We start from the raw sequence: 25,496 nt of genomic DNA on the forward strand, positions 1-25,496 counted from the left end.
TCCTCACTACGCCCAACGCGAAACAACAACGCGCGCTCGATCTGCTCCAGCAGATCCGTCTGTAGACAGAAACCGGAACCCCAAACTCACGCCAAGTGCTTGTCGTGCAAAGACAAACTCGCTCGGCGATTGGAGGAACTTCGGGCTAGCGGAAGAAGGGCAGGTTCTCGACCAGCCGCTTGACGCTGTAGGGCGCAGGCATCGAATCGAACTGGGGCAGATCGTCCGGCAGGGTCAGCAGGCGCAGGGCCTCGCCCACGGGGACGACCCGGCTGCTGTGCAGAAAGCGCAACTTGCAATCGCCGACGGTGATCGCATCGCCGTTGTCCAGCGGGTGGCTGAAGATCTTCTCGTTGTTGACATAGGTGCCATTGCGGCTGCCCATGTCCGTGAGCATGAAGCGGTCGCCCAGCCACTGAATGGCGGCATGGTGGCGGCTGACCCGCTCGCTGTCGATGCACACCCGGTTGCTGCCGGAGCGCCCGATGGTCGTGATCGCGCCTTCGATATTGACCTGCCTGACGCTGTTGTTGCGGGCAAGGATGATGAGTCTGGGCATTCCAGTTCCTGAGATTGGTTTGTCTTGGGTAGAGAGCTTAGGTGCCGCCCCACTTCTTCCAAATCAGAAACAGAAGGCTTATTCGGGCCCACTTCGCCGCCAGGACAACAAAGCGGTAAGTTTTGGCATCCGCCAGCGGCCAGGGGACCGGAAAGGAAAAAGGCCGCCCGAAGGCGGCCCTCGATGCCGAGTCGGGCCGCTTCGACGCGCCTCAGTGGCGTGCGCGCGCTTCGTCGCGCAGCATCTTGATCTGGTCGTGGTTGCGCTGCGCACCCAGCGCCTGGCGTTCGATCAGGCTGCGCGCATCGGTGGGCAGGCCCTCTTCCTTCAGTGCCTTGCGGTAGCGCGCCACCGCCGCATCTTCGCCGCGTTCGCATTCGTTGAGCATCGATTCTTCGCTGTTCGCGCCGACCGCGCCCTTCACATGAACCCAGCCGCGATGCAGCGCGCCCGCGGCGGTGCCGCCATGGTCGGCGGAGCCGCCGTAGCGCATGATCAGTTCGCTCAGTTCGTCGGCCGCCACGCGGCACTGCGCCGAGCGGTCGTTGAAGACCTGCCGCAGCGTGGGCGAATCGACCTCTTCGGCACAAACGCGAAAGCCGTATTCGCCATCGCGCGCCGTTTCCAGCAGGTCGCCCAGCACGTCGACCACATCGTCATTGCTCATGGTTCCCATGGGTTTCTCCTTGGCATTCAGTTGATCAAGGCTTCATGGTCACGTTCGGCGCTGGGGCGCGCGTCGTCCGGTCCTGACGGCGCATGTAGGGCATCTCCGATTAGAGTCCGGACTGCACAGCGCAGTGAAAGCACCATGAAGATCGCGAGCTTCAACGTCAACGGCGTCAATGGCCGCCTGGCGCGCCTGCTGGAATGGCTCGACGAGTCGAAGCCGGACGTTGCCTGCCTGCAGGAGCTGAAGTCGCCCGACCAGCGCTTTCCCGCCGCGGCAATCCGCGAAGCGGGCTATGGCGCGCTGGTCCATGGGCAGCAGTCCTGGAACGGCGTCGCCATCCTCGCGCGCGGCAAGGAGCCCATCGAGACGGGCCGCGGCCTGCCCGGCGACCCCGACGATTCGCAAAGCCGCTACCTCGAGGCCGTGGTCGACGGCGTCATCGTCGGCTGCCTCTACCTGCCCAACGGCAATCCCCAGCCGGGGCCGAAGTTCGACTACAAGCTGCGATGGTTCGAGCAGCTCGCTACCCACGCGCGCACGCTGTACGACTGCGGCCAGCCGGCGGTGCTGGCCGGTGACTTCAACGTCGTGCCCACCGACGCCGACATCTACGACCCGAGCTCGTGGCGCAAGGACGCCCTGCTGCAACCCGAGAGCCGCGCCGCATTCGAGAAACTGCTGGCCCAGGGCTGGACCGACGCCCTGCGCGCCCGCCACCCCGGCGAGCGCATCTACACCTACTGGGACTACTGGCGCAATCACTGGCCACGCAACGCCGGCCTGCGCATCGACCACCTGCTGCTCAACGCCGAACTCGCGCCCTTCCTGGTCGACGCCAATGTGGACCGCGAGGTGCGGGGCCGGCCGGGCGCGAGTGACCATGCGCCGGCATGGGTCGAGTTGGACCTGCCGGCTGTCTCTCCCCCAGGCTTCCACGGATTGCTGCGAGCGAACGGGCCGTAGAGCGAGTAACCGCCCCCTCAACTTCCGGCCCGCTGGGCGCGCGCCACCACCTCTTCCGACAGCGCGGCGACATAGCGCCCATAGCGGGCCTCCGCCGCTTCCTGCGCCTGGCACAGCGCCGCCAGCGCCTTGAGTTCGTCGAGGGGCGGCGGCAGGCCGCTGCCACAAAGCCAGTCCCCCAGCGCCTGGATCATGTCCTCGCGCATCGCGTTGGCCTTCAGGCGGCTGCGCACGACTTCGCGGTGCAGCCTGACGAGTTCGCCTCTTTCCGACCGTGGCACGGCAACTCCCCGCGCTGACTGAATGAGACAACTTTTGTATTACTTTGAAATCCGCAGGTCTATACGACTTAAGCCGTAGCTCCGCGAAACCAGCGATGGCGAGGGCCGCGTCAGCCCTGCGCGAAGGTGACGCTGACGCGCAGTCCGCCCGCGGGCGAAGCCTTGGAGAAGCGCAGTTCGGCGCCGAGCAGCTTCGCGTAGCGCGCCACGATAGCCAGCCCGAGGCCGGCGCCCTGGCCCAGCTTCTGGCCCGCCGGGCCCTGGGTCCAGCGCTGCAGCAGGTCGTGCTGGACGTCCGACGGAATGCCGGGTCCGTCGTCGGCCACGCCGAGCGTGCGGCCGGAGAGTTCGATCGTGATGGTTCGGCCGCCGTAGCGCAGCGCGTTGTCGATGAGGTTGTCGACGATGCCTTCGACCAGCGCGGCGTTGGCCTCCACGGTCACGGCTTCGTCGAGGCCGCTGGCGCCCAGGTCCACGCCCCGCGCATCGGCCGCCGCGAGGTGGCGCAGTACCGCCTGCTGCGCCACCTCGTCGAGCCGCAGCGGCTCGCGCTTGAAGCCGGTCTCGTCGGCAAGGGCCAGGCCGAGCAGCTGGTCGACCAGGTGGCTTGCCCGCGCCTGGCTGGCGGCGATGCGCTCGAGTTGCTCGCGCCAGATGTCAGGCGTCTTCTGGGCCAGCCCGTAGTCGGCGAGCGCGCGAATGCCCGCCAGCGGCGTGCGCAACTCGTGCGCCACGTTGCCCGCGAATTCGCGTTGGGCGCGCACGCTGTGGCCGAGGCGCTCGAGCAGCGAATTCACCGCATCGCCCAGGCCCTCCAGTTCCCGGGACGTGCGCGCCACCACGAGCGGCGCCAGGTCATTGGCATCGCGCCGGTCCAGGGCCTGCTGCATGCCGCCCAGCGGATGCAGCTCGCGCCGGACACCCCACCATAGCCAGGCAGCGAGGAGCGCGAGCAGCACGAGCTGCGGCGCGATGGAGTAGACCAGCAGGCGCTCGACCACGGCGTTGCGCGCACGCGTGGTCTGCGCGATCACGACGCGGTAGGCGCCCGGCGTCTTCTGCACCAGCGTCACCGCGCGCAGCGGCTGGTTCCGGAAGACGATGTCGGAAAATCGATGGCTCACTGCGCCCTGCGGCAGCGGCGCGTCCAGGCCGGGCTCGCCGGCGATGAGCGAGCCGTCGGGCCGCAGCACCGCGAAGTAGACCGCCTCGGACTGGTCGAACAGCACGGTCGTGACTTCGTGCGGCGACAGCAGCAGCTCGACGCCGCGCTCGCCGGCCAGGATGTTGGCCGACACGGAAAAGGCATCGTCGAGCATGGCATGGTCGAAGGCCTGCTCGGTGAAGTGGTTGGCGACCGCCAGGGCGATGGCGGTCCCCAGGAGCCAGGTCAGGGCCAGCGGCAGCAGCACGCTGCGCAGCACGCGCGCCGTCAACGATGGCGTCTGCGCCGCGGCGCGACGCGCCTCGGAACTCACACCTCGGCTTCCAGCAGATAGCCGATGCCGCGCAGCGTGCGAATGCCCGCGCCGCTGCCGGCGAGCTTCTTGCGCAGGCGCGAGATGAAGGCTTCGAGCGCGTTGTCGCCGAGGGACTCGTCGAAGGTCGACAGCTTGTCCGACAGTTCCCGCTTGCTGACGGTGCGCCCCGGCGGGCTCATCAGTTCCCAGAGCACTTCGAATTCGCGCGCGGGCAGATCGAGCGGCGCGCCGTCCACGGCGAAGCGGCGCGCCTTGCGGTCGAGCTTCAACTGGGCGATGGAGGCGATGTCTTCCGTCCCCTGGGCTCGCCGCACCAGGGCGCGCAGGCGGGCCTCGACCTCGGCCAGGTCGAAGGGCTTGCCCAGGTAGTCGTCGGCGCCGGCGTCGAGGCCGGCGATGCGTTCGTCGGTCCGGTTGCGCGCCGTCAGCACCAGCACGGGCGTGCGGTCGCCGCGCGCGCGGGCATGACGCAGCACCGTGAGTCCGCTCGCCAGACCGCTGGTCGGGCTGGCGGTAGCCGGCAGGTTGAGGTCGAGCAGGACCGCATCGAAGGGCTGGACGCGCCAGAGGTAGTCGGCATCCTCGACATTCGACGCCAGGTCGACGCGGTTGCCCGCATCCGCCAGGCTGCGCAACATCACGTCGCGCAGAACGGCATCGTCTTCGACCAGAAGGATTCGCATAGGTACAACCCGAAAAAAGTTAGGCGTTTCTACACCGGCAATGAGAAAGCCGCCCCAAGGCGGCTTTCATTTTGACGCCAATACGGGTCACTCTTCCACGAAAGCCTCTTCGCGCTTGGCCTTGATCGATGGCAGCAGCACGATGCCCAGCAGCAGCAGCGCGGCCACCAGCAGCCCGGCCGACAGCGGCCGCGTGACGAACACGCTCCAGGTGCCGCGCGAGAGCAGCAGCGCGCGGCGCAGGTTCTCTTCCATCATCGGCCCGAGGATGAAGCCGAGCAGCAGCGGGGCGGGCTCGGTCTTCAGCTTGAGGAACAGGTAGCCGATGAAGCCGAAGAGGCCGACCATCCACACGTCGAAGGTGTTGTTGTTGGTCGAGTAGACGCCGATGGCGCAGAACAGCACGATGGCCGGGAAGAGGAACTTGTAGGGCACCGTCAGCAGCTTGATCCACATGCCGATCAGTGGCAGGTTCAGGATGATGAGCATCGCATTGCCGATCCACATCGAGGCGATCAGGCCCCAGAAGAGTTCGGGATTGCTGGTCATCACCTGGGGACCGGGCTGGATGTTGTGGATCGTCATTGCGCCCACCATCAGCGCCATCACGGCGTTGGGCGGAATGCCCAGCGTGAGCAGCGGGATGAAGGAGGTCTGGGCGCCGGCGTTGTTGGCCGATTCCGGCGAGGCGACGCCGCGGATGTTGCCCTTGCCGAAGGGCACTTCGCCCGGGCGCATCTTGATCTTCTTCTCGAGGGCGTAGGCCGCGAAGGCCGCCAGCAGCGCACCGCCGCCGGGCAGGATGCCCAGGGCCGAGCCGAGCGCCGTGCCGCGCAGCACCGCCGGCGTCATGCGCTTGAAGTCGTCCTTGGTCGGCCACAGGCCCTTGACTTTGGAAGTGAACACCTCGCGCTCGTCATCGGGCTGCGAGAGGTTGCCGATGATCTCGCCGTAGCCGAACACGCCCATGGCGATCACCACGAAGCCGATGCCGTCGGTCAGTTCCGGGATGTCGAAGCTGAAGCGCGCGACGCCCGAGTTGACGTCGGTGCCGACGATGCCCAGCAGCAGGCCCAGCACGATCATCGCGACCGCCTTGAGAAGCGAGCCCGAGGCCAGCACCACGGCGCCGATCAGGCCCAGCACCATCAGCGAGAAGTACTCGGCCGGGCCGAACTTGAAGGCCAGCTCGGTCAGCGGCGGCGCGAAGGCGGCCAGGATGAGCGTGCCGACACAGCCCGCGAAGAAGGAGCCCAGGCCGGCCGCCGCCAGCGCGGGACCCGCCCGCCCCTGCCGCGCCATCTGGTAGCCGTCGATGCAGGTCACGACCGAGGACGACTCGCCGGGCAGGTTGACCAGGATGGCGGTGGTGGAGCCGCCGTACTGCGCGCCGTAGTAGATCCCGGCCAGCATGATCAGCGCCGACACGGGCGGCAGCGCATAGGTGGCGGGCAGCAGCATCGCGATGGTGGCGACGGGGCCGATGCCCGGCAGCACGCCGATGAGCGTGCCCAGGATGCAGCCGACCAGGCAGTACAGCAGGTTCGTGAAGGTGAACGCGACGCCGAAGCCGATCGACAGGTTATGAATCAGATCCATGGAAGTCTCCTCAGCCCGAAATGAAAGTGGGCCAGACCTGGATCTGCAACTTGAGCGCCCAGATGAATGCCACGTAGCTGCCAGCAGCCAGGATGGTCGACAGCACCAGCACGTCGCGCAGCTTGAACTGCGTGCCCGCCAGGCTGGAAATGATGGTCAGCGCGTAGATCGCCATGATCATGCCCATCGCCGGCAGGCCGATGCTCGGCAGCCCGCCCAGAAGCACGCCGAAAGCCAGATTGGCCGCGATGACGAAGAACAGGGGCCTCCATGCCCACTTGCCGATCTTGCCGCCGTCCTCCGTCTCCACGACCAGCGACTGGAACATGATCAACGCACCCAGGAGCGCCAGGAGGATACCCAGCATGAGGGGGAAGTAACCGGGGCCCATGCGGGCGCCGTCCCCGATGTTGTAGGTGGTGGCGCCGATGCCGAAAGCGCCCCCCACCACGGTGAACATGACTCCCGAGTAGAAGTCAGCCTGACTCTTGATTCGCATTGTCTCGACCCTCTTTTGATGAGCGTCGAGGGTCGTCGTTGGCACCTGACTTCTGGCTGACTAGTACTGTACGGACTTACACGTACCTCCTCTGAAAACGGGCCGGATTCATGCCTTTCGTGCTGCCTGTTTTTTAAGCAAACAGGGTGCGTAGTAACACTTACACGGCGGCCGCACCGAAGGGCAGGGAAACGTAGAGTTGACCCAATTCAGTCAGGTTTCCCGTGCCCGCGAGCAGGCTGGTGAAGTGGGTGTCCGCGCTCCATCGGCCGGTGAACCAGGCATAGCGGAACACGTCGGCGCGCGACTCGCAGGTCGCGACCATGTCGGTCATCTGCGCCTTCTGTTTGGCGAGCGTGTCGATCTGGGCGCCATCGTTCTGGCCGTGCCAGTTCGCGAACTCGGTCACCCAGAAGGGCTTGCCGTATTTCGTCAGGCGGTCGAGCTGCCCCGCCGGGCCGTAGTCGTACCAGTGGAAGGCCAGGTAGTCGATCTGCGGATCGCGGTTGCCGTTGGCCCCCTTGTAAGCCGCGAGGAAGGCATCGAGCCACGCGACCGGGTCGGCGAAGCCGGGCATGGTCCCCCACGTGATTGCCGGTCCGACCAGCTTCACGCCGGTACTGGCGGCGACGGCCTCGTAGCGCGGCCACAGCTGCGCGGCCTGCGAGGGCGTGAGGTTGGCCTGGTCGGTGAGATTGGGCTCGTTGAGCAGCAGCAGGTGCCTGATCTCGGGATGCGCCATGAGGAAGGCGCTCCCCTCGTTCACATCGAAGCTGCCGTTCCACAGCATCGGGTAGTAGTCCATCCGGTAGCGCGCGCGGTAGTCCGCCGGCACCGCGCCATTGGGGCGCAGGCCCCAGTCGTACCACCAGCTCACGCCGGGCGCGAGCGCGGCCAGGTCGTCGCCGGCGGCCAGGTCGTAGGCGACGCCGCGCTTGGCGCTCTTGGGGGCGCCGGGGGGCGGCGCAGGCGGGCTCGACGCAAGATCGCCCGCGGAGCCGCCGGTCGAAGGAGCCGGCGCCGGGGCGGACCCCGCCCCGCCGGGGGCCGCACCGCCCGCGCCGCCACCGCCTCCACCACATGCCGACAGGCCCAGGGCCGCAAGGGACGACAGGGTCAGCGCGAGAAGCTCGCGCCGCCGCCACGGATCGGATTCGAATGGGGGATTCATCGGCTCAGTGATCAAACGGGTGGGACATGTCCCGGACCCCGGCGGCGGGGCCGGAGCAGGGCGTGCGAAGGTCCGCGCCCAGGGCGCGGAACCACCGCTGCCTCAGGTCAGCAAGTCACATACCACCGCGCGCCCTCTGCCCTGGTGGCCGGAAATGACACTTCCTGCCCCTTCCCTCGGCCAAATTTGTAACAACGGGCCGGACCGGCTGCAAAACTTTGTCAGCCGAAGGCGGGCCACCGCCCGCCTCGCTCAATGGAGCGCGACAGTGGCGCCCGTGCCGTAGCCCGCGGCCGCCACGGGCGTGCCGCCGCGCAGCACGCGCACCGCGCAGTACTTGAACTCCGGAATCTTGCCGAACGGGTCGAGCGCCGCGTTGGTCATCAGGTTCGCGGCGGCTTCGTAGTACGCGAAGGGCACGAACACCGCGCCGACCGGCGTGCCGTCGTCGCGCCGCACGTGGATCGCGACCTCGCCGCGGCGCGAGCGGATCGTGATCACATCGCCGGCCTGCAGTCCCAGCGACTCCAGGCTGGCCTGGCTCATCGACGCGGTCGCCATCGGCTCGAGCGCATCGAGCACGCTGGCGCGGCGCGTCATGCTGCCGGTGTGCCAATGCTCGAGCTGCCGGCCCGTGATCAGCACGAAGGGATAGTCCGCATCCGGGCGTTCGTCGGCCGGGATGATGTCGGCGGGCACCAGCGTCACGCGGCCGTCGGGGGTGGGGAAACTGTCGATGAAGACCGTCGGCTGCCCGGGATCGTCCGCGCTCAGGCACGGATAGGTCACGCTCGACTCGCGCTGCAGCCGCTCCCAGGTGATGCCGCTGATGGCCGCGTGCATGGCCTGACGCATTTCCTCGTAGACCGCGGCCACGCCGCACTCCTCGCCTTCGTAGTTCCACGACAGGCCCATGCGCCGGGCGATCTGCTGGATGATCCAGAGGTCGGGCTTCGCGTCGCCGGGCGGATTCAGCGCCCGCTTGCCGAGTTGCACCATGCGGTCGGTGTTGCTCACGGTCCCGGTCTTCTCGGGCCAGGCCGAGGCCGGCAGCACCACGTCGGCGAGCCACGCGGTCTCGGTCATGAAGATGTCCTGCACGACCAGGTGCTCCAGGCTCGCGAGCGCATGGCGGGCATGGTTCAGGTCCGGGTCGCTCATGGCGGGGTTCTCGCCCATGATGTACATGCCGCGGATCTTGTGCGGGTCCTCCTCCGGCGCCAGCGCCTTGTGCATGATCTCGACCACCGTGTAGCCGGGCTCCGCGTCCAGCGCCATGCCCCAGAAATCCTCGAACCAGGCGTGCGCGCCCGCGTTGTCGACGCGCTGGTAGTTGGGGAACATCATCGGGATCAGCCCCGCGTCGCTCGCGCCCTGCACGTTGTTCTGGCCGCGCAGCGGATGCAGGCCCGAGCCCGGCTTGCCGATCTGTCCGGTGACCGTGACCAGCGCGATCAGGCAGCGCGCGTTGTCGGTGCCGTGCACATGCTGGCTGATGCCCATGCCCCACAGCACCATCGCGCCCTTGGCGGTGGCGAAGGCCCTGGCGACTTCGCGCAGCGTCTGCGCCGGCACGCCGCAGATGGGCGCCATCGCCTCGGGGCTGTAGCCCTTCACGTTCTCGCGCAGCGCCTCGTAGTTGCTGGCGCGGGTGCGGATGAATTCCTCGTTCACCAGGCCCTCGTCGATCACGGCGTGGATCAGCGCGTTGAGCATGGCCACGTCGGTGTCGGCCTTGAACTGCAGCGTGCGCCAGGCATGCCGGCCGAGGTCCGTCACGCGCGGGTCCGCCAGCACGATCTTCGCGCCGCGCCTGGCGGCGTTCTTCATCCAGGTCGCGGCCACCGGATGGTTGGTGGTCGGGTTGGAGCCGATGACGAAGATCAGCTCGGCATGTTCGACGTCGTTGACCTGGTTGCTCACCGCGCCGGAGCCCACGCCTTCGAGCAGCGCCGCCACGCTGGAGGCGTGGCACAGGCGCGTGCAGTGGTCGACGTTGTTGCTGCCGAAGCCGGTGCGCACCAGCTTCTGGAACAGGTAGGCCTCCTCGTTGCTGCCCTTGGCGGAGCCGAAGCCGGCCAGCGCCTTCTTGCCATGCGTGTCGCGCAGGCTCTTGAGCTTTCCGGCCGCGAGCGCGAGCGCTTCTTCCCAGGTCGCCTCGCGGAAGGTGCCGCTCCAGTCGCCGGGCCGCGGCGCATCGCCCAGGTCCTTGGGCACGCCGGGCTTGCGGATGAGCGGCCCGGTGAGCCGCTGGGGATGGTGCGCGTAGTCGAAACCGAAGCGCCCCTTCACGCACAGGCGGCTGTGGTTGGCCGGGCCGTCGCGGCCGTCGACGCTGACGATCTTCTCGTCCTTCACGTTGTAGGTGATGAGGCAGCCGACGCCGCAGAAGGGGCACACTGAATCGACCTTGCGGTCGACCTGCTGCGAGCCGATCTGGCTCTTGGGGCTGAGGGCGCCGGTCGGGCAGGCCTGCACGCATTCGCCGCAGGCCACGCAGCTGCTGTCGCCCATCGGGTCGTCGAGATCGAAGACGATCTTCGAATGCTCCCCGCGCATCGCATAGCCGATGACGTCGTTGACCTGCTCTTCGCGGCAGGCGCGCACGCAGCGGTTGCACTGGATGCAGGCGTCGAGATTGACGGCCATCGCGGGGTGCGAGATGTCGGCCTTCGGCTGCTCGCGGCGCAGGGCCTTGAGCGAGGGGCGGACCTGGACATCCAGGCGCGTGGCCCAGTCGCTGAGCTCGCCGTGCTGGCCGACCGCTTGCGCGTTCTCTGCCCGCGGAAGCGGACCAGCGGATGCCGCCGCCGCCGCTGCGTCGTTCCACTTGTAGCCGCGCTCGGGCATGTCCGACAGCAGCATCTCCACCACCATCTTCTGGCTCTTGAGCGCCCGCTCGCTTCGGGCCTGTACTTCCATCCCGGCGCTCGCCGCGCGGCAGCAACTGGGCGCCAGCGTGCGCTCGCCCTTCACCTCCACCACGCATGCCCGGCAGTTGCCATCGGGGCGCAGGCCGTCCGAATAGCAGAGATGGGGAATGTCGACGCCATGGCGCTGTGCGGCCTTGAGAAGAGTCTCGCCCTCGAAGGCATGGATCGTGCGGCCGTCGAGCGTGAGCTCGATCGTCGGCGGTATCAGTTCGGCAAGCTGGGTCGGCGCGTTCATCGGATTTCCTCGCCGAAGTAGGTCTGGATGCTGCGGATCGGGTTCGGGGCGGCCTGGCCGAGGCCGCAGATCGATGCGTCGCCCATCACCTGCGCGAGATCCTCGAGCGTCTCGTTGTCCCACACCGGCGCCTGCATCAGCGCCGCCGCCTTGCCCGTGCCCACGCGGCATGGCGTGCACTGGCCGCAGCTCTCGTGCGCGAAGAAGCGCATCACGTTGAGCGCCGCGTCGCGCGCGCGGTCGTGCTGGCTCAGCACCATCACGGCGGCGGAGCCGATGAAACAGCCGTAGGGCTGAAGCGTGTCGAAATCGAGCGGGATGTCGTTCATGCTCGCGGGAAGAATGCCTCCGGACGCGCCGCCGGGAAGGTAGGCATGCAGCGCATGTCCGTCCTGCATGCCGCCGCAGTATTCGTCGATCAGTTCCTGCACCGTGATGCCCGCGGGCGCCAGCTTCACGCCCGGTTGCTTGACCCGGCCGCTGACGCTGAACGAGCGCAGGCCCTTGCGCCCATGGCGGCCGAAGCCGCTGAACCATTGCGGGCCTTTCTCGACGATGTCGCGCACCCAGTACAGGGTCTCGAAGTTGTGCTCCAGCGTCGGCCGCCCGAAGAGGCCGACCTGCGCGATGTAGGGCGGGCGCATGCGCGGTTCGCCGCGCTTGCCTTCGATGCTCTCGATCATCGCGGACTCCTCGCCGCAGATGTAGGCGCCGGCGCCGCGTCGCAACTCGATCAGCGGCAGCTCGCAGGGCGGGTCCGCCCGCAGCTTGGCGAGCTCGGCCGACAGCAGCGCGCGGCAGTCGTGGTACTCGTCGCGCAGGTAGATGTAGCAGGCCTCGATGCCGACGACCTGCGCCGCCACCAGCACCCCTTCGAGGAAGCGATGCGGATCGCGTTCGAGGTAGGTCCGGTCCTTGAAGGTGCCGGGCTCGCCCTCGTCGATGTTCACGGCCATGAGCCTGGGCGCCGGCTGGTCGCGCACGATGCGCCACTTGCGTCCGGCCGGAAAGCCCGCGCCGCCGAGGCCGCGCAGGCCGGAGTCTTCCATCGCCTGAATGATGGCTTCGGCGTCGCCCTCGCCGTTGACCAGCGCCGCGGCGAGCGCATAGCCGCCGTGCGCGCGGTACGTGGCGTAGTCGGTGAAGGCCGGGGTTTCCTCCAGCGCGCCAGGCGCGGGCGAAACGCTCTTCTGAGCGAATTCCGAGGGCTCGAAGTTGATCGTCGCGGGCGCGGCGGCCGGCTTCGCGTCGAGCATGCGCAGCACCGCGTCGGCATCGGCCAGCGGCACCGCACGCTGCCCCACCGCCACGGCAGGCGCCTGCTCGCAGCGCCCGATGCAAGGCGCCGCGATCACGCGCACGTCGTCGCGCCCGGCCGCGCCGAGCAGCGCCGGCAGCCGCGCCATCAGCTCGCCCGCGCCGGCCAGCGCGCAAGCCAGGCTGTCGCACACGCGCACGGTGAGGCCCGGCGCCTGTTCGTCGCCGCGCACCACTTCGAAATGGTGATAGAAGGTCGCGACCTCGTAGACCTCGGCCATCGGGATGTTCATCTCGCGCGCCAGCGCGACCAGGTGGCGGTCGCGCAGGCAGCCGTGCGCGTCGTTGACGAGATGCAGATGCTCGATGAGCAGGTCGCGCCGATGGCCCTCCGGCGGCCGCGCGCCGATGAGTGCGCGCACTTCCAGCAGGGCTGCCTCCTCGGGCTGGCGACCCTTGAGCTTGCTCTTGCGGCGGATGCGCTCTCGCAATTCGTCGACCGTGGCGATGGGCACCGCCTGGGTTTTTTCCATGATGCCTGGGTCGCTGTTCACTGCCTTGGCCTTGCTTCTCGAATCTTGATATACCGAACACCCGGGGATGCGGCCTCCTGGCCGCGGTCCCCATGCGCGACGCGCCGCCGCGTCAACTGAAGAACTTCGCCGCGCTCACCAGTGTCTGGTAGACGCCCCAAGCGAGGGGAATGCCGACCGCCGCCCAGGCCAGCCAGACGATCGCCGGGCTGACCGCACCGCTGYCGCCGCCCCCGGCACCTGCGCCGACCTCCGCCGCCACGGCCTTCTCGTGTGCGAGCTTCATCTCGACGGCGAGTTCCTGCTCGCTCATGAAGTGCTTGTCCGCCACCGGGCGCACGAGCAGGTTCGCGATGAGGCCGATCACCAGCATCCCGACCAGGATGTACATGGTCTGGTTGTAGACCTGCTCGCGGGGAATGCCAAGCCCCAGCTGGTATTCGCGCATGTAGTTCACCACCACCGGGCCGAGAATACCGGCCGTGGCCCAGGCCGTGAGCAGTCGGCCATGGATGGCGCCCACGAACTGCGTGCCGAAAAGATCGGCCAGGTAGGCCGGCACCGTCGCGAAGCCGCCGCCGTACATCGACACGATGATGCAGGCCGCGCCCACGAACAGCAGCTTGCTGCCCGCGGCGGCCGAGCCCGGAATGCTGAAGTACAGCACGCCGCCCAGGAGGAAGAACACGGTATAGGTCAGCTTGCGGCCCAGCTTGTCCGACAGGCTGGCCCAGAAGAAGCGCCCGCCGATGTTGAAGAGCGACAGCAGCGCCGTGAAGCCGCCCGCCACCGCGGCGATGGCCGCGAGCTGCGTCTTGTCGAGCTCGCCGAACTTCTTCGGCAGGCCGATCAGCGCGCCGCCGAACACCTCCTGCAGCATGGGCGAGGACATGCCGATCACGCCGATGCCTGCGCTGACGTTCATGGTCAGCACCAGCCACACCAGCCAGAACTGCGGGATGCCCCATACCTTCTTCACGTGCACGTGGCGCTGCGTGATCATGGCGTTCCCGGTCTGCGCCGCCGGCGGCGTCCAGCCCTTGGGCTTCCAGCCGGTCGCCGGCACGCGATAGCCGAGCGCGCCGGCCATCATGAAGACGAAGTAGACCAGCGCCATCACGACGAAGGTCCCCGTCACGCCCACGTCGGTGGGGCTGGAGAAGCTCTTCATCAGGGCCACGGCCAGCGGCGAGCCGATCATCGCGCCGCCGCCGAAGCCCATGATGGCCATGCCGGTCGCCATGCCGCGGCGGTCGGGGAACCACTTGATCAGCGTGCTGACCGGCGAGATGTAGCCCAGGCCGAGCCCGATGCCGCCGATCACGCCCGAGCCGATGATCATCAGCCAGAACTGGTGCAGGTGGATGCCCACCGCCGACAGCAGCATGCCGCCGCACCAGCACGCCGCCGACACCACGCCGGCCTTGCGCGGACCCGCCCGTTCGAGCCAGCCGCCCCACAGCGCGGCGGAACAGCCGAGGAACACGAAGAAGAGCGTGTACATCCAGCCCAGCGTCGCGATGCGCCAGTCGCAGCCGGTGGCGAACAGCTCGGCGATGAAACTCATGTCCTTGGCGCAGGCCTGCGCGCCGGTGCCGCCGACGGCCAGCATCTTCGACAAGGGCAGCCAGAAGACCGAGAAGCCATAGGCCATGCCGATGCACAGATGGATCGCGAGCGCCGCCGGTGGCACGAGCCAGCGGTTGAAAGCCGGGCCCGCGATGATGCGTTCCTTGTCGAGAAAGCCGGGCCGCGACCCTGCCCCGCCAATGTTGCTGTCCCCGTCGAGGACGCCAGCCGTTGAACCTGCCATGTTTGTTGTCTCCGGTTTGCTTTTTTGTCGGGATGGCCCCTTCGGGGCTCGCGGAGTGTCTGTGTGGCTGTTACAAACGTCAAATTGCATCGGCACATCGACCGATTCAATTGTTAAATGAAGCCAAAGGGCCTCACATCGGCCTAAGCCGCGAGCGCACCGCTGTGTTGCTCGATCTGTGCGAGCCACTCGGGCGTCTGCAGCAGGTCCAGCGCCGCGGCGAGGGCGCGAGAGGGGCGCACGCCGGCCTGTGTCATGAAGCCGATCGGCGTCCTGACCTCGGGCGACACCAGCGGCAGGGCTTCGAGCTCGCGCTGGCTTCTGACCGCCGCGACCATGGCGCCCGGCAGCACGCTGCAGACCTCGCCGGCCACCACGCTGAGCACGAGTGTCAGCACCGAGTTCGTCTCGATGGCCGGCGTCACGCTGGCGCCGGCCTCGCGGAAGGCCTGGTCGATGATGGAGCGGTTGTGCATTTCCGCCGTCAGCAGGCACAGGGGATGGCGCGCCGCATCGGCCCAGCGCATGGGCGTGCCGATCTTCAGCACATCGGCGCCCGGCTGCGCCGCGCGCCGCAGCAGGAAGTAGTGTTCGATGCTCTGTGGCCAGGCGGTGAGCTTGACGCCTGGCAGATCCATGCGCTCTGTGTAGCCGAGCGCGAGGTCGAGCGAGAGGTTTTCCAGGCCGGTTTCGAGTTGCTGCGAACTCATCGACAGCACGGCCGGGACGATGCCGGGGTGCCGTTGCTGCAGCATGGCCGCGAAGCGCGCCAGCATCGGCACCGCGGTGGGCACCGCCGCCATGCGCAGGTTGCCGCGCGGGCTGCCCTCCTCGCTGCGCAGTTCCTGCTGCAGCACCTCGTTGTCGCGCAGCATGCGCTGCGCCGTGGCGAGCACCCGGTCTCCCTCGTGCGTCAGTCCCACATAGGCGCGGCCACGCTTCACGATGACCACCCCGAACTCGTCTTCCAGCGCCCTCAGCGCGTTCGACAGTGCCGGCTGCGTGATGTGACAGGCCTGCGCCGCGCGGCCGAAATGCCGATGCTCGCTCAGCGCCACGAGGTAGCGCATGGAGGCAAGCAGGTTCATGCCCACCCGCCGCTAGAAAGCAGCATCGCCCCCACCCTCATCCCGATCCTCATTCCAGGAACACCGCGGAACCGGCTTTGCCGGGTCGCCGGTGTTGCCCCCGGTGACGGGAAGGCGAGGCGACACGAAGCCTGGCGGTGAGCTCATGTCGTCTTACTTACGGTGATGGTCGGAAACTTCGCCGAGAAGTCCTTCGCCTTCTCGGCGATGCCCACCGCGACGCGGCGCGCGACCGCCTTGTAGATGCCCGCCACCTCGCCGTCGGGGTCGGCCACCACCGTCGGCTTGCCGCTGTCGGCCTGCAGGCGGATGTTGATGTCCAGCGGCAGCGCGCCGAGATAGTCCATCTTGTACTGCTCGGCCATCTTCTTTCCGCCCTCGGCGCCGAAGATGTGCTCGACGTGCCCGCAGTTCGAGCACACGTGCACCGCCATGTTCTCGACGATGCCGAGGATCGGCACACCGACTTTCTCGAACATCTTGATGCCCTTCTTCGCATCCAGCAGCGCGATGTCCTGCGGCGTGGTGACGATCACCGCGCCGGTCATCGGCACACGCTGCGAAAGCGTCAGCTGGATGTCGCCGGTGCCGGGCGGCATGTCGACGATCAGGTAGTCGAGCTCCTTCCAGTTGGTCTGGCGCAGCAGCTGCTCCAGCGCCTGCGTGGCCATCGGGCCGCGCCAGATCATGGCCTCGTCCTGGTCGACCAGGAAACCGATCGACATCACCTGCACCCCGTAGTTCTCCAGCGGCTCCATGGTCTTGCCGTCCTCGCTTTCGGGGCGGCGGTCGATGCCCAGCATCATGGGCTGGCTCGGGCCGTAGATGTCGGCATCGAGCAGGCCGACCGCGGCGCCCTCGGCCGCGAGCGCCAGCGCGAGGTTGGCCGCGGTGGTGCTCTTGCCCACGCCGCCCTTGCCGGAGGCCACCGCGATGATGTTCTTGACGTTGGGCATCAGTTGCACGCCGCGCTGCACGGCATGGCTGACCACCTTGGTGACGATGTTGACCGAGACGTTCTCCACGCCGGCCACCGTCCTGGCGGCGGCGACCAGCGCCTTGCGCATCGCCGGCATCTGGCTCCTGGCCGGATAGCCCAGCTCGATCTCAAAGGAGACATCCCCCTCGCTGATCTGCAGGTGCTTCAGCGCCTTGGTGCTGACGAAATCCTTGCCGGTATTGGGATCGAGGACGGCCTTGAGCGCCTCCGCGAGCGCCTCTTGCGTAACTGCCATTGATGGAACTCCTGAATGGCAGATAGTCTAGTGCGGGACCGGGGAATCACCGCCGGCCCCGAACTTGACCCCTCAGACCACGCGAAAGCCGTGCGTGCCATCGGCCGCGAGCTGGGCGACGAGGCCGAACTCCCAGTCGAGGTAGGCCTGCATCGCCTGCGGCGTCGCGTCGGTGCCCTCGTAAGGCCGGCGGTATCGGTCGGTGGGTGGCGTCGCCGCGCGCGGCAGCCCCGCTTCGGCCGGCAATCCGGCGGCGAACCAGGCCTCGTTGCCGCCCTTGAGAACGGCCACCCGCGCATCGCTTCCCCGGGCATCCAGCAGCGCGCGCAGGTCGCTCGCGGCAAAGCGCGCGAGGGTGTCGCTGCCGCAGGTGAGCACATAGCGGCGCGCGGCGGGAATGACATCCAGCGCCCGCGCCAGCTGCGCACGGACCGCGAACCAGGCGCCGGGGACGTGGCCCTTCGCATGCCTTGCGCTGGCCGTGACGTCGATCACCGCGACCTCCGTCGGCGCTTCGCCCAGCAGCGCCAGCAGCGCGGCCGGCGCGAGCTCGGCCACCGGCGGCGCGGCGGGCTGCCCGGCCGGCGCCGCGCCGCGCGCATGGCGCGCCGACGCGGGATGCGCGTCGAGCACATGAACATCCCAACCCATCTGCGCGAGCCAGGACGCGGTCATCGGCGCGCGCACGCCATCGTCGTCGGCCAGCACGATGCGCGCGCCGCGCACCGGCGCGTGGTGGTCGGTCTCCTGCACCAGCTGGCCGCCGGGCGCGTTCGCGAAGCCGGGCAAATGCCCCGCCTCGTATTCCTCGGGCGTGCGCACATCGAAGCGGTAGAGCGTGCGGCCCGGCGCCTCGAGCGAGGCGAGCGCGCCGAGGCCGACCCAGCGCACCCCCGCGCGCAACGCCACGGCGCGCGCGCCGGCTTCGGCGGCCGCGCGATTCGCCTCGCTCGCCACCGGGGCGCGTCGCGCGGCGCCGTGCTCGAGCACCTGCCCCGCGAGCTTCCAGCCGATAGTGCCGTTGCGCAGTGCCGCGACCGGATTGGGAATGCCCGCGTTCACCAGCGACTGCGTGCCGATGATGCTGCGCGTTCGGCCGGCGCAATTGACGACCACCCGCGTCGCCGGATCGGGCGCGAGCTCGCGCACGCGCAGCACCAGCTCGGCGCCCGGCGTGCTGGTCGCGGTGGGGATGCTCATGGTCTGGAATTCGTCGAAGCGGCGCGCGTCGAGCACGACCACGTCGGCGCGCGCGTCGATCAAGGCCTTGAGCTCCCGGGCCGACAGCGAAGGCGTGTGACGCTCGTGCTCGACCAGTTCGCCGAAGGACTTGCTGGGAACATTCACGTCGCGAAACAGCTCGCCGCCGGCGGCGCGCCAGCCGTCGAGCCCGCCCTGGAGCAGGTGCACGCGCGTGTAGCCGAGTGCGGCGAGCCGCCCGGCCGCCAGCGGCGCGAGGTCGGCGCCTTCGTGCTCGCCATAGAGCACGATCAGCGTGTCCCTGCGCGGGATGCGGCGCCAGGCATCGAGTTCGAGCCGCGAGAGCGGCAGGTTGGCGGCCCACAGCGGATGGGCCTGCGCGAACGGGTCTTCCTCGCGCACGTCGATCAGCGCGATCTCCTCCTTCGCGAGCAGGCACTCGCGCACGGCGGCGGATGAAAGTGCCTTGGCGTCGGCGCGGGGTTCTGCGAGTACGGAAGTCATGAATCTCGAAGTTGGCAGGATCGATCCCCAAGAGGGGGCAATGGCGCGTCGGAGTAGCCCGAGACGAAGGGCTTGCGCCCGCCGCCGGCCGGGTAAGTATGGCGCCGCACGGTGCCGATGTCGGCGCCGTAGACGTGGATGCTGATCGACACGCGGTCGTCGAAGGCGTTGCGCACGCGATGCACGTCGCCGATGGTGGGCGAGACGGCTTCGACATTGCCCGGGTCGAGCCGCGTCGGCGGGCCCGCGCGACGCAGGGCGCCGTCTTGCTCCCGGTAGCGCTGGCTGTACTCGGCGCCGCGCAGCATCCCGATCAGCCCCCACACGGTGTGGTCGTGCACCGGCGTGGCCTGGCCGGGACCCCAGACGAAGCTCACGACCGAAAAGCGCCCGGCCGGGTCGGCATGCAGCAGGAACTGCTGGTAGCGCCCGGCATCAGGCCGCGCCCATGCATCGGGCAGCCAGTCGTCACGCGCGACCAGCCGGCGCAGCAGCGCGCCGCCCTGCGAAACGACGCGCGGCTCCTCCGGCCGTTCGTCGAGCAGGCGGGCGAAATCGATCACGAAATCGCGCCGCCGCGCAAGGCAGGCCGTGGCGTTCACCGCTTGGCCAGCCCGCATCTGCAGCGTCGCCCGCCGCGATTCATGGGGCGCCCCCCAGCGCAGCCTTGCCGGCCGCCACCAGGACGGCATCGTTCTGCGGCGTGTGGATGCGGCCGCACAGCACGTCGCGGTAATGACGCTCCAGCGGATTCTGGCGGGTGAGCCCGTGGTTGCCGCTGAGTTGCAGCGCGAGTCCGACGGCGCGGATCGCGTGGTTCGTGACCGTGTATTTCAACAGTCCGCTGCGCGTTGCAGCGGGGGCGCGCCCCTCGTCGACTTCCGCTGCCCCATGCGCGAGGAGCACGCAGTTGCCGCTCAGCAGCGCCTCGATCTCGCCCACCGCTTCCTGCACGCGCGGCAGGCTGGCCAGCGGCGCACCCAGCCCGCTCGGCGCGCGCCGGTTCAGGAACTCGACCAGCCAGTCGCGGGCGGCGCGCGCCACGGCGTCGTAGAGCGTGCCGAGCAGCACCACCATCCAGGCCTGCTGCGTCGCGTGCGCATCCACATCGGCCTGGCTTCCCGCGCCGGGTGCCCAATCGGCCGGCGCGCGCAAGTCGACCGCGTGGTCGCGCGGCACGATGACTTCATCGAGGAGCACCTCGTGGCTGCCCGAGGCGCGCAGGCCCAGGTGGTCCCAGCTCGCGATGACGCGAATCCCCGGCGCGCTACGCGGCACCAGGAAGAAGCCGACGCGCGGCGCGGGCTCGTCCGTGCGGCCCCACACGGCCAGCCACGTCAGCCCTTCGATGCCGGTGGTGTAGAGCTTGTGGCCGCTGATCCGCCAGTTCGCGCCTTCGCGCCGTGCGACCGTGGCCGGCAGGCCGCCGCGCGACGGCGAGCCGAGCGCCGGCTCCACGCGCAACGCGTTGATCAGCGCGCCCTCGCGCACGGCATCGCGCAGCACGCGCTCGCGCAGGTGGGCGGGCCAGCGGTTGTCGCCGCGTCCGATCGACTGGTGCTGCAGCCAGGTCATGGCGAGGATCAGCGCGGTCGCAGGCTCGTCGTAGGCCACGGCAGCGAGCACGCGGCGCGCCGCGTCGAGCGAGGCGCCGCCGCCGCCATGGCCGCGCGGCGCGACGAGGCCGACCAACCCATGCGCGTGCAGCGCTTCGAAGTTCTGGCGCGGAAAGGCGCCGCTTCGATCGTAATCGGCGGCGGTCTGCGCGAAGAGGCCGGACAGACGGGCCAGCAGACCGGCATCCGAGGCGGGGGAGACGGCCGGTGGCAGGCGGCGCAGGGCTTGGGAACTCATGGGGGCGAACCTTAGCGCCTGCATCGCACGGCGAAAACGACGCAAGCCGCATATCCAAGCTCGTTTTTCTGCGTTCGTTTTCGCACGCCGAGGAATTACGGTCACGCCTCATCAATGACCACGAGGACCGCGAAAGTCATGACACTTCATCACCCGCCAGTCGATCTGGCGAACGGGTCGCGCCGCCGCTGGCTGCGGGCAGCGGGCGCCACCGCGGCCTTCGGCGCCGCCGGCCTGCTGACGCCCCGCGCCAGGGCCGCCACACCCGGGGCAGGCGCCGATCTTTCCGGCCTGACGCTGCGCGTGGGCACCTACAAGGGCCTGTGGCGGCCGTTGATCGAAGCGGCGGGCGAGGGCAGGACGCCCTACAGGATCGACTGGCGCGAACTGAACAACGGCGTGCTGCACATCGAAGCCATCAACGGCGACGCCCTCGACATCGGTTCCGGCAGCGAGATACCGGCGGCCTTCGCGGCGCGTCAGAAGGCCGCGGTGCGCCTGATCGCGGTGATCCATGAAGACCTCAACAACCAGGCCACCCTTGCGCGCAAGGACGCGGCCATCCGGACCATCGCCGACTTCAAGGGCAGACGGGTGGGCTACGTGCGCGCCACCACCGCGCACTACTACCTGAGCAAGCAGCTCGCCGAGGCCGGCCTGTCCTTCAGCGACATCCAGGCCACCCACCTGACACCGGCCGACGGTCTCTCGGCCTTCGCGCGCGGCGACCTCGATGCCTGGGCCATCTACGGCTACAACGGGCAGCTTGCGCGCACGCAGTACGGCGCCCGGATCATCAAGACCGGCAAGGGCTACCTCTCGGGCAACTTCCCGGTCTATGCCAATCCGCGCGCGGTGAACGACCCGCCGCGCCATGCCGCGATCACCGACTTCCTGCGGCGCCTGCAGCGCGCCTATGCATGGGCGAACGCCAACTATCTCGACTACGCCCGCGCCCAGTCGGCCGAGACGAGGGTGCCGGTGGGCGACCTGATCGAGCTCTTCAACGGGCGCAGCAACGACTACGCCCTCGGCCCCGTCACCAGCGCGGCGGTGCGCAGCCACCAGGAAGTGGCCGACACCTTCCTGAAGCTCGGCGTGCTCGACGGTCCCGCGGACGTGGCGCCGCTGTGGGATCGCAGCTTCGGCGGCGCGCTGCAGGGCGCCGGCAATCCGGCCTGAACTCCTCTTCCCTTTCCATTCTTCACAGCAAGGACAAACCCATGAGCGACATCGAATTCATCGGCATGATCCAGACCCGGAAGGTCTCGGAAATCCATCCCGCGCGCGATCCGGCAATCGACCGCGACTACGTGCGCGCCTTCGCGCAGGCGCATGAGCAGGCCGGCTTCGACCGCATCCTGGTGCCGCACCATTCGACCGGCCCCGACGCCACGCTGACGGTGGCCTACGCCGCCTCGGTCACCGAGCGCATCCACTTCATGCTGGCGCACCGGCCCGGCTTCGTCGCGCCCACGCTGGCGGCGCGGCAATTCGCCTCGCTCGACCAGTTCAGCGGCGGGCGGCTCGCCGTGCACTACATCTCGGGCGGCTCCGACGACGAGCAGAAGCGCGACGGCGACTGGCTCGACCACGACCAGCGCTATGCGCGCACCGACGAATACCTCGAAGTCCTGCGCAAGGTGTGGACCGCCGACACGCCCTTCGACCACGAGGGCGCGCACTACCGCTACAAGGACGCATATTCCGAAGTGAAGCCGGTGCAGACCCAGAACGGCAGGCCGCACGTGCCGGTGTACTTCGGCGGCGCCTCGGAGGCCGCGATCCCCGTCGCGGGCAAGCATGCCGACGTGTACGCGCTGTGGGGCGAATCGCTGGCGCAGGCGAGCGAACTCACAGGCCGCGTTCGCGCCGAGGCCGCCAGGCATGGCCGCGGTCTGCGCTTTTCGGTCTCGTTCCGCCCGATCCTGGCCGAGACCGAGGAGAAGGCCTGGGAGCGTGCCGACAACATCCTGAGCGAGACCCGGCGCCTGCGCGTGGTGCAGGGCTTCGGCCGGGGCGGCCCGCAACAGAGCGAGGGCGCGAGGCGGCTGCTGGCGGCCGCCGAACAAGGCTCGCGGGTCGACAAGCGCCTGTGGACCGCCGTCGCGCAGGAGATCGGCGGCCGCTCGAACAGCACCGCGCTCGTCGGCACGCCCGAGCAGGTGGCCGATGCCCTCCTCGACTACTACGACCTCGGCGTCACCACCTTCCTGATCCGCGGCTTCGATCCGCTGGAGGACGCCACCGACTATGGCCGCGAACTCATCCCGCGCACGCGCGAACTGGTGGCGCGGCGCCTTGCCGCGCGACGCAAGGCGGCCTGACCATGAGCGCCGTCGTCGACATCGAAGCCGCCCGGCCGGCCAACGGGCTCGCCCTCCACGCGCAGCCGCGGCAGAAGTACTGGTTCGACCCGCCGGCGCGGCGCGCGAGCGTCGAGGCCGAGCGCCGGCATCGGCAGGAACGCCTGGCCGGCGCCTTCCGCCTCTTCGCGCGCTTTGGCTTCGCGCAGGGGCTTGCGGGCCACATCACGGCACGCGACCCGGAGCTGGGCGACCACTTCTGGGTCAATCCGCTGGGCGTGCACTTCTCGCGCATCAAAGTGTCGGATCTGCTGCTGGTCAACGCCAAGGGCGAGACCGTCATCGGCGAGCGCCCGCTCAACAAGGCGGCCTTCGCCATCCATGCCGCGATCCACGAACACAACCCCGGGATCGTCGCGGCCGCGCATACGCACTCGACCTACGGCAAGGCCTGGTCGACGCTCGGCCGCAAGCTGGATGCGCTTACGCAGGACAGCTGCGTCTTCCACGAGGACCATGCGCTCTTCGACGACTTCACCGGCATGGTGGTCGAGGCGAGCGAAGGCCTGCGCATCGCGAGGGCGCTGGGCGGGCGCAAGGGCGCCATCCTAAGGAACCACGGCATCCTGAGCGCCGGCCCCACGGTCGAGGCCGCGGCTTGGTGGTACATCGCCCTCGACAACGCCTGCCATACGCAACTGCTCGCCGAGGCGGCGGGCAAGCCGCAGCCCATCGACGAAGCCACGGCGCGCCACACGCACAGCCAGATCGGTGGACCCGAAGGCGCCCTGCATGCCTTCGAGAGCCTCTACGAAGGCCTGGTCGAAGCCGAGCCCGAGCTACTCGACTAGCGGGAATCGATCAGGATGGGCCGGCAATGCCCCGCCATGCCGGCACTACCAAAATTGGTAGCTGCGACGCCGGCGCGCCGATGGGAGACTCGCGGCCTCCCAACCTTGCGCGACTCCTCATGCTGTCTTCCACCGACGCGGCCCGACTCGATGCCCTCTACCGGGAACTGGACGAGGCCACCACCCGCTTCCTTGGCTACCCCATCTCCAAGGACTTCGATGCGGCCCCGCTCAAGCACTTTCTCGACCTTCCGCTCAACAACCTTGGCGACCCCTTCGTGGAGTCGACCTTCCGGGTCGGCACCCGCCAGCTGGAATGCGAAGTCGTGCAGTTCATGGCCGAACTCCTTCGAGCACCGACCGACGGCACCTGGGGCTACGTGACCAACGGCGGCACGGAAGGCAACCTGTACGGGCTCTATCTGGCGCGCGAACTGCTGCCGAAGGGCATCGTCTACTGCTCCGAGGACACCCACTACTCGGTCCCCAAGAACATCCACCTGCTCGGCCTGCGATCGATCACCGTGCGCAGCCAGAAGCACGGCGAGATCGACTACCTGGACCTGCGCGAGAGCCTGCGCGTCAACCGCGACAAGCCGGCCATCCTCTTCGCCAACATCGGGACCACGATGTCCGAGGCGCGCGACGACATCCGCGCGATGCGGGCCATCCTTGACGACCTGGCCATCCGCGAACGCTACATCCATTGCGACGGCGCACTCTCCGGCGGCTACTCGGCCTTTCTCGATCCCCGGCCGCCTTTCGACTTCGCGGACGGCGCCGACTCCATCTCGATCAGCGGCCACAAGTTCCTCGGCTGTCCCATCCCTTGCGGGATCGTGCTGGCGCGCAATGGCCACGTCGAACGCATTGCCCGTTCCATCGGCTACATCGGCTCGCTCGATACGACCGTCAACGGCTCGCGCAACGGACTCACGCCGCTGTTGCTGTGGCACCGCCTGAAGTCGCTGGGCGTCGCGGGACTGCGGCGGCGCGCGGAAAGCGCGCTGGCCATGACGGCCTACGCCGAAGCCCGGATGCGCGATGCCGGCATCGCGGCCTGGCGGAATCCGAACGCCCTCACGGTGGTATTTCCCAAGGTCAGCGACACCCTGAGAACCCGCTGGCAGCTCGCGACGCAGGGCATCTCGCACCTGATTGTGATGCCGAATGTCACCCGGGAACAGATCGACGCCCTGGTCAGCGACCTGGTCGAGGACTACGAACGACACACCGACGCCGCGCCCTCCTGCGGAACGCTCTCGACAGAGGGAGCACCGGCATGAGCCGGATCACCGTCGTGACGGAGGACCGCAGCGGCCTGATCGCGGAAGTCGCGGAGCTGCTGGCGAATCACCGGATCAACATCGAGACCATGAACGGCCGCGTGGTGGGCCACACGGCCGTGCTCCAGGTGGACGTCGACAACCTGCCCGTGGCCCTGGGCGTCCTGACCGGCGCCGGCCTGCAGGCCGTCTCCGATGACGTCGTCATCTTCGAGGTGGAAGACGCGGCCGGGTCCCTGGCCCGGATCACGCGGCAACTGGCGGATGGCGCGCTCGACATCCGCATGGTGCAGACCATCAGCCGAAGCGCGGGCCGATGCGTCGTCGCCATCGCCGCGGACAACAACGACCGGGCGAGGACCCTGCTGGCCGACCGCCTGCTGTGAAGGGGCCAAAGATGATTTCCCTATTTGGAATCAACAAAACGGTCGTTCCCCGATCCGTTGCCGCTGCGGACAATGGCCCGGCAGGCCCTCATGGGCGCCGTTCCCC

General features: G+C 68.7%; 22 protein-coding genes. 6 read left to right on the plus strand and 16 right to left on the minus strand.

Annotated features, from left to right (window positions below; genetic code table 11):
• Window positions 1-145: 145 nt before the first annotated feature.
• Together AC1DNF_RS11785 and AC1DNF_RS11790 are read right to left on the minus strand one after the other, a co-directional pair.
• Window positions 146-559, minus strand: coding sequence for an FHA domain-containing protein (locus tag AC1DNF_RS11785; protein ID WP_478148774.1), 414 nt, complete (start codon window positions 557-559; stop codon window positions 146-148).
• 211 nt (window positions 560-770) lie between these two features.
• On the minus strand, window positions 771-1,235 hold the full coding sequence (locus tag AC1DNF_RS11790) for a ferritin-like domain-containing protein (protein ID WP_478148775.1): 465 nt from the start codon (window positions 1,233-1,235) through the stop codon (window positions 771-773).
• Window positions 1,236-1,370: 135 nt separating this feature from the next.
• Between AC1DNF_RS11790 and AC1DNF_RS11795 the strand changes: the two genes are divergently transcribed.
• Window positions 1,371-2,195 (plus strand): exodeoxyribonuclease III, encoded by an 825-nt coding sequence (locus AC1DNF_RS11795; RefSeq protein ID WP_478148776.1) that lies wholly within the window; start codon window positions 1,371-1,373, stop codon window positions 2,193-2,195.
• Between the two features lie 17 nt (window positions 2,196-2,212).
• Here the strand turns inward: AC1DNF_RS11795 and AC1DNF_RS11800 are convergent, their stop codons facing one another.
• From AC1DNF_RS11800 to AC1DNF_RS11865, 14 genes are all read right to left on the minus strand, one after another.
• Window positions 2,213-2,476 carry a hypothetical protein gene (locus AC1DNF_RS11800; protein ID WP_478148777.1) on the minus strand — a complete coding sequence of 88 codons (264 nt, stop codon included), beginning with the start codon at window positions 2,474-2,476 and terminating at the stop codon, window positions 2,213-2,215.
• 110 nt (window positions 2,477-2,586) lie between these two features.
• Window positions 2,587-3,954 (minus strand): sensor histidine kinase, encoded by a 1,368-nt coding sequence (locus AC1DNF_RS11805; protein WP_478148778.1) that lies wholly within the window; start codon window positions 3,952-3,954, stop codon window positions 2,587-2,589.
• Complete coding sequence (locus AC1DNF_RS11810; protein WP_478148779.1) at window positions 3,951-4,640, minus strand: response regulator transcription factor; 690 nt, start codon at window positions 4,638-4,640, stop codon at window positions 3,951-3,953. Before AC1DNF_RS11810 ends, AC1DNF_RS11805 begins: the two co-directional genes overlap by 4 nt.
• A gap of 87 nt (window positions 4,641-4,727) precedes the next feature.
• Window positions 4,728-6,239, minus strand: a complete 1,512-nt coding sequence (locus AC1DNF_RS11815; RefSeq protein WP_478148780.1) for a tripartite tricarboxylate transporter permease — start codon at window positions 6,237-6,239, stop codon at window positions 4,728-4,730.
• A 10-nt stretch (window positions 6,240-6,249) separates the two neighbouring features.
• The gene (locus AC1DNF_RS11820) at window positions 6,250-6,738 is read right to left on the minus strand and encodes a tripartite tricarboxylate transporter TctB family protein (RefSeq protein ID WP_478148781.1); all 489 of its coding nucleotides are present in this window, start codon (window positions 6,736-6,738) and stop codon (window positions 6,250-6,252) included.
• 160 nt (window positions 6,739-6,898) lie between these two features.
• Entirely contained in the window at window positions 6,899-7,909 is a 1,011-nt protein-coding gene (locus tag AC1DNF_RS11825) for a glycosyl hydrolase (protein ID WP_478148782.1), read from the minus strand.
• Window positions 7,910-8,161: 252 nt separating this feature from the next.
• Window positions 8,162-11,077, minus strand: a complete 2,916-nt coding sequence (gene fdhF, locus AC1DNF_RS11830; RefSeq protein WP_478148783.1) for a formate dehydrogenase subunit alpha — start codon at window positions 11,075-11,077, stop codon at window positions 8,162-8,164.
• On the minus strand, window positions 11,074-12,867 hold the full coding sequence (locus AC1DNF_RS11835) for an NADH-ubiquinone oxidoreductase-F iron-sulfur binding region domain-containing protein (protein ID WP_478148784.1): 1,794 nt from the start codon (window positions 12,865-12,867) through the stop codon (window positions 11,074-11,076). Before AC1DNF_RS11835 ends, fdhF begins: the two co-directional genes overlap by 4 nt.
• A 112-nt stretch (window positions 12,868-12,979) precedes the next feature.
• Complete coding sequence (locus AC1DNF_RS11840) at window positions 12,980-14,680, minus strand: OFA family MFS transporter (RefSeq protein WP_478148785.1); 1,701 nt, start codon at window positions 14,678-14,680, stop codon at window positions 12,980-12,982.
• A gap of 143 nt (window positions 14,681-14,823) precedes the next feature.
• Entirely contained in the window at window positions 14,824-15,768 is a 945-nt protein-coding gene (locus AC1DNF_RS11845; RefSeq protein ID WP_478148786.1) for a LysR substrate-binding domain-containing protein, read from the minus strand.
• A 143-nt stretch (window positions 15,769-15,911) separates the two neighbouring features.
• Window positions 15,912-17,003 carry an iron-sulfur cluster carrier protein ApbC gene (apbC, locus tag AC1DNF_RS11850; RefSeq protein WP_478148787.1) on the minus strand — a complete coding sequence of 364 codons (1,092 nt, stop codon included), beginning with the start codon at window positions 17,001-17,003 and terminating at the stop codon, window positions 15,912-15,914.
• Between the two features lie 72 nt (window positions 17,004-17,075).
• Entirely contained in the window at window positions 17,076-18,707 is a 1,632-nt protein-coding gene (locus AC1DNF_RS11855; protein ID WP_478148788.1) for a rhodanese-like domain-containing protein, read from the minus strand.
• Window positions 18,704-19,327 carry a cysteine dioxygenase family protein gene (locus AC1DNF_RS11860; RefSeq protein ID WP_478148789.1) on the minus strand — a complete coding sequence of 208 codons (624 nt, stop codon included), beginning with the start codon at window positions 19,325-19,327 and terminating at the stop codon, window positions 18,704-18,706. Before AC1DNF_RS11860 ends, AC1DNF_RS11855 begins: the two co-directional genes overlap by 4 nt.
• A gap of 22 nt (window positions 19,328-19,349) precedes the next feature.
• Complete coding sequence (locus tag AC1DNF_RS11865; RefSeq protein WP_478148790.1) at window positions 19,350-20,561, minus strand: acyl-CoA dehydrogenase family protein; 1,212 nt, start codon at window positions 20,559-20,561, stop codon at window positions 19,350-19,352.
• 138 nt (window positions 20,562-20,699) lie between these two features.
• Between AC1DNF_RS11865 and AC1DNF_RS11870 the strand changes: the two genes are divergently transcribed.
• From AC1DNF_RS11870 to AC1DNF_RS11890, 5 genes are all read left to right on the plus strand, one after another.
• A complete protein-coding gene (locus tag AC1DNF_RS11870) occupies window positions 20,700-21,743 on the plus strand; it encodes an ABC transporter substrate-binding protein (RefSeq protein ID WP_478148791.1) in 1,044 nt (347 codons plus the stop codon).
• A 41-nt stretch (window positions 21,744-21,784) separates the two neighbouring features.
• Window positions 21,785-22,888 carry an LLM class flavin-dependent oxidoreductase gene (locus AC1DNF_RS11875; RefSeq protein WP_478148792.1) on the plus strand — a complete coding sequence of 368 codons (1,104 nt, stop codon included), beginning with the start codon at window positions 21,785-21,787 and terminating at the stop codon, window positions 22,886-22,888.
• A gap of 2 nt (window positions 22,889-22,890) precedes the next feature.
• Window positions 22,891-23,718 (plus strand): class II aldolase/adducin family protein, encoded by an 828-nt coding sequence (locus AC1DNF_RS11880; RefSeq protein ID WP_478148793.1) that lies wholly within the window; start codon window positions 22,891-22,893, stop codon window positions 23,716-23,718.
• A 119-nt stretch (window positions 23,719-23,837) separates the two neighbouring features.
• A complete protein-coding gene (locus tag AC1DNF_RS11885; protein WP_478148794.1) occupies window positions 23,838-25,004 on the plus strand; it encodes a histidine decarboxylase in 1,167 nt (388 codons plus the stop codon).
• A complete protein-coding gene (locus AC1DNF_RS11890) occupies window positions 25,001-25,390 on the plus strand; it encodes an ACT domain-containing protein (protein ID WP_478148795.1) in 390 nt (129 codons plus the stop codon). The genes AC1DNF_RS11885 and AC1DNF_RS11890 overlap by 4 nt, the downstream gene beginning before the upstream one ends.
• The last annotated feature ends 106 nt before the right edge of the window (window positions 25,391-25,496 follow it).

It is taken from the genome of Variovorax sp. 01T432, assembly GCF_056398605.1.

Excerpts from the sequence above, each read along its gene's own strand:
- AC1DNF_RS11785 (WP_478148774.1), bottom strand. The coding sequence starts at position 559 with ATGCCCAGACTCATCATCCTTGCCCGCAACAACAGCGTCAGGCAGGTC.
- AC1DNF_RS11790 (WP_478148775.1), bottom strand. The coding sequence starts at position 1,235 with ATGGGAACCATGAGCAATGACGATGTGGTCGACGTGCTGGGCGACCTG.
- AC1DNF_RS11795 (WP_478148776.1), top strand. The coding sequence starts at position 1,371 with ATGAAGATCGCGAGCTTCAACGTCAACGGCGTCAATGGCCGCCTGGCG.
- AC1DNF_RS11810 (WP_478148779.1), bottom strand. The coding sequence starts at position 4,640 with ATGCGAATCCTTCTGGTCGAAGACGATGCCGTTCTGCGCGACGTGATG.
- AC1DNF_RS11815 (WP_478148780.1), bottom strand. The coding sequence starts at position 6,239 with ATGGATCTGATTCATAACCTGTCGATCGGCTTCGGCGTCGCGTTCACC.
- AC1DNF_RS11820 (WP_478148781.1), bottom strand. The coding sequence starts at position 6,738 with ATGCGAATCAAGAGTCAGGCTGACTTCTACTCGGGAGTCATGTTCACC.
- AC1DNF_RS11825 (WP_478148782.1), bottom strand. The coding sequence starts at position 7,909 with ATGAATCCCCCATTCGAATCCGATCCGTGGCGGCGGCGCGAGCTTCTC.
- fdhF (WP_478148783.1), bottom strand. The coding sequence starts at position 11,077 with ATGAACGCGCCGACCCAGCTTGCCGAACTGATACCGCCGACGATCGAG.
- AC1DNF_RS11835 (WP_478148784.1), bottom strand. The coding sequence starts at position 12,867 with ATGGAAAAAACCCAGGCGGTGCCCATCGCCACGGTCGACGAATTGCGA.
- AC1DNF_RS11845 (WP_478148786.1), bottom strand. The coding sequence starts at position 15,768 with ATGAACCTGCTTGCCTCCATGCGCTACCTCGTGGCGCTGAGCGAGCAT.
- apbC (WP_478148787.1), bottom strand. The coding sequence starts at position 17,003 with ATGGCAGTTACGCAAGAGGCGCTCGCGGAGGCGCTCAAGGCCGTCCTC.
- AC1DNF_RS11855 (WP_478148788.1), bottom strand. The coding sequence starts at position 18,707 with ATGACTTCCGTACTCGCAGAACCCCGCGCCGACGCCAAGGCACTTTCA.
- AC1DNF_RS11860 (WP_478148789.1), bottom strand. The coding sequence starts at position 19,327 with ATGCGGGCTGGCCAAGCGGTGAACGCCACGGCCTGCCTTGCGCGGCGG.
- AC1DNF_RS11865 (WP_478148790.1), bottom strand. The coding sequence starts at position 20,561 with ATGAGTTCCCAAGCCCTGCGCCGCCTGCCACCGGCCGTCTCCCCCGCC.
- AC1DNF_RS11870 (WP_478148791.1), top strand. The coding sequence starts at position 20,700 with ATGACACTTCATCACCCGCCAGTCGATCTGGCGAACGGGTCGCGCCGC.
- AC1DNF_RS11875 (WP_478148792.1), top strand. The coding sequence starts at position 21,785 with ATGAGCGACATCGAATTCATCGGCATGATCCAGACCCGGAAGGTCTCG.
- AC1DNF_RS11880 (WP_478148793.1), top strand. The coding sequence starts at position 22,891 with ATGAGCGCCGTCGTCGACATCGAAGCCGCCCGGCCGGCCAACGGGCTC.
- AC1DNF_RS11885 (WP_478148794.1), top strand. The coding sequence starts at position 23,838 with ATGCTGTCTTCCACCGACGCGGCCCGACTCGATGCCCTCTACCGGGAA.
- AC1DNF_RS11890 (WP_478148795.1), top strand. The coding sequence starts at position 25,001 with ATGAGCCGGATCACCGTCGTGACGGAGGACCGCAGCGGCCTGATCGCG.